Here is a 2,718-nt window from a genome sequence, read left to right as displayed (position 1 = left end):
ACTGTATGCCTGGGCCAATGATATAATTTCCGGTTTCAGTATCGAGGATAACGACAAGATTGTTGGCGTTTACTTCGGTGCGGTACCTTCCACCGGTTTGATCCTGTCCGTTTTTAAAACTGATGGCCGTAAACATTAAGCCTGCGCCCAAAAAACCCAATAAAAGGGATTTTGTGTCTAATGTGATTTTCATATCCTTAAAATTTATTTGTGTGTAAAATCAAGATAAGATTTTTTCACAAAAAACACAGGTCATAAGCTTATTCTATCAGAAATATTTCAATTCATTTTCATTTAATCAGAAAACCAGGTTTCCAGCATGTATCAGTGATTTAACAGGTGATACCCTTGATACCGCTTCTGCAGAGCAACTGGCATCAACAAGTACCAGATTGGCTTTATCGCCTGTGTTAGGCCATTGTCTATTTCCCTTATCATCTAGCGGAAGGATATTACCAGTAGCCAGTTTCAAGATCCTTGAAAGTTCAAATTCTGTACGATAGCCATAAATTTGAGCAGCTATATTCGCCTTTCGCAAAATGCTTCCTGTGCCAAAAGTATTCCAATGGTCAACGATACAATCATTACCAGCTACCACTTCTACGCCATACTTGTACAATGCAGGGATTGGCATTGGGTTACCAGAAAGCGGAATGGTTGAAGCTATTCCCATTTTTGCAGCGCCAAGTTTTTCAGCAATTTCTTCGGTTTTTGTTTTATCGAGATACCTCAATGCAAAAGCATGGCTCACATAGGTTTTTCCTTTCAGCACTGGGTTTTCCATTACTTTATCAATCAGGTATTCGATTGTTTTCAAACCAGATTCGCCTGGTTCGTGGAGGTGGATATCGATCCCCTTTCCATTGTCCAATGCCAGTTGCACCACAAAATCCATATGTTTTTCAATACCACCATCTATAGAAGTTGGATCAAGGCCACCAATAAAGTCTATATCCATTTTGGCTGCTTCTTTCAGCAGTTCCGCAGATTTAGTATAATAGATGCCATGCTGTGGGAAAGCCACCAGCTCTGCCTGAAAAGATTTCTTTTTATGCAATAATGCGGTTTCTAAATGCTTCAGCGAGTCTAATCCAGAGGTAGGATCGATATTTACATGCGACCTTGCATAACTTGTTCCGTAAGATTGAAGTAACTCAATTAATTTTTCACTACGTGGTATAGACGTTTTTAACAGCTCAGGGATTATCTGTTGTTCGAAAGCAATCATATCCTTTACAGATCTATTCTTCTTCAAATGCGCCTGCCACGGCAATCCATAATAGGTTTTATCCAAATGAATGTGCATATCTCTGAAAGCCGGGAGCATTAACAATCCCTTTGCATCGATTGCTTTTGTATTAGGCTTATTAGGAAGAACACGCTTCACCTTACCATCTTCAATCTCAATAATAAAAAGTTCGGTTTTCGTTTTGATTACCTCATCCTGATCATATTCGAATCCCGTTTCGAGCCTAACATTTTTTAAGGTCAAAGTTTTTCCTGAGAAAGGGTCTACATTTTCATCTGCAATGGCCTGTTCTGCTGACAATAAACAGGTGCTTGCAAGCAAAATAGATGAGCTTTTAATAAAATCTTTTCTCGAGATCGAATTTGGGTTTATCATAACAGGATTCTTTATTACAAAAATAACCTTCTGTTATGTTTATGAATAGTAGGATTTATATTAAAAATTGTATCATTTATAACTATCTATACTTATTTATCGAATTTACAGCCTATATCCTGCTCAATTCATAACTGTTCGCGAAATGCGCGTGGAGTAATTCGGGTTTGATTTTTAAAGAATTTAGAGAAATAAGCGACGTCATAAAACCCAAGATCGAAGGCAATCGCTTTAATAGGCCTTTCGGTAGTCAGTAAAATCCGTTTTGCTTCTAGGATTAAACGTTCTTGAATGAGCGCCGTGGCCGATACATGAAAATGTTTTTTACAGAGCATGTTCAGATAGTTTGCTGAAATACTTAACTGATCGGCATAAAACCCAACAAGTTTTTCCTTCTTATAATGCATATCGATCAGCGAGCGGTATTTAAACAGCATCGGTTTGGTTTGATAAACCGTTTGGTTATTGAACAATGTTTCTGCCTCTTCACTAACCATCAGCGCAATAAGCCTGATCCTGGCATTGATAATTTCCCAAAGTATGGCAGGCTTTGCGAGTTCGGATCTGATGCGCTGAAATTCGTACAGGATTTTTCCATAAGCTTCGGTACTTAAGTTTATTACCGGATAATTTTGGTATAAGATTAATGAAAAACGTAAAGAATTGGCCAGCGTTTCGAATATACCCCTACTAATCATAAGTTGATGGGCGTGGGTTTCTTCGCCGAGCTCCCATTTATGGATCTGCTCGGGAAACAATAAGTGCAACTGACTCCCGGCGACCTGGTGATCTACAAAATCGATGGTGTGCATGCCGCTACCCTCCTCAAAAAGCATAAAAAGGAAAAAATCATGTTTATGTGGTTTTTCGATATGCCTTTTTCCAATTATTTCATGATACAGCAAGTTATTTCCCGAATCTTGCTCGGGCCAGAATTCACTGATATCGAGTATAGGAAAATTTGCAATCACATCCATCGACGAAAAATACCATTTTTGTATAGAAGTTACGAAAAAAGAAGATGGAAAGTGAATGAAGGAATATTATTACGCAGGTTTTAACTGAGATGAAGGATCATGATTTAATTTTATATC

The 2,718-nt window shown here is 38.2% G+C and carries 3 protein-coding genes; all 3 read right to left on the bottom strand.

The window, feature by feature from the left end; genetic code table 11:
- Positions 1 to 193 (bottom strand): hypothetical protein (locus AC1DPQ_RS23840; RefSeq protein ID WP_477582232.1); only part of this gene is annotated, 193 nt, incomplete at its 3' end.
- A 105-nt stretch (positions 194 to 298) separates the two neighbouring features.
- Positions 299 to 1,624, bottom strand: coding sequence for an amidohydrolase (locus AC1DPQ_RS23835; protein WP_477582234.1), 1,326 nt, complete (start codon positions 1,622 to 1,624; stop codon positions 299 to 301).
- A gap of 128 nt (positions 1,625 to 1,752) precedes the next feature.
- Positions 1,753 to 2,601, bottom strand: a complete 849-nt coding sequence (locus AC1DPQ_RS23830) for an AraC family transcriptional regulator (RefSeq protein WP_477582236.1) — start codon at positions 2,599 to 2,601, stop codon at positions 1,753 to 1,755.
- Between the last annotated feature and the right edge of the window lie 117 nt (positions 2,602 to 2,718).

The sequence above is a fragment of the Pedobacter sp. 01T416_2 genome (assembly GCF_056398925.1).
Note: the sequence above shows the minus strand (reverse complement) of the source record. Positions and strands in the feature narration are given on the sequence as shown.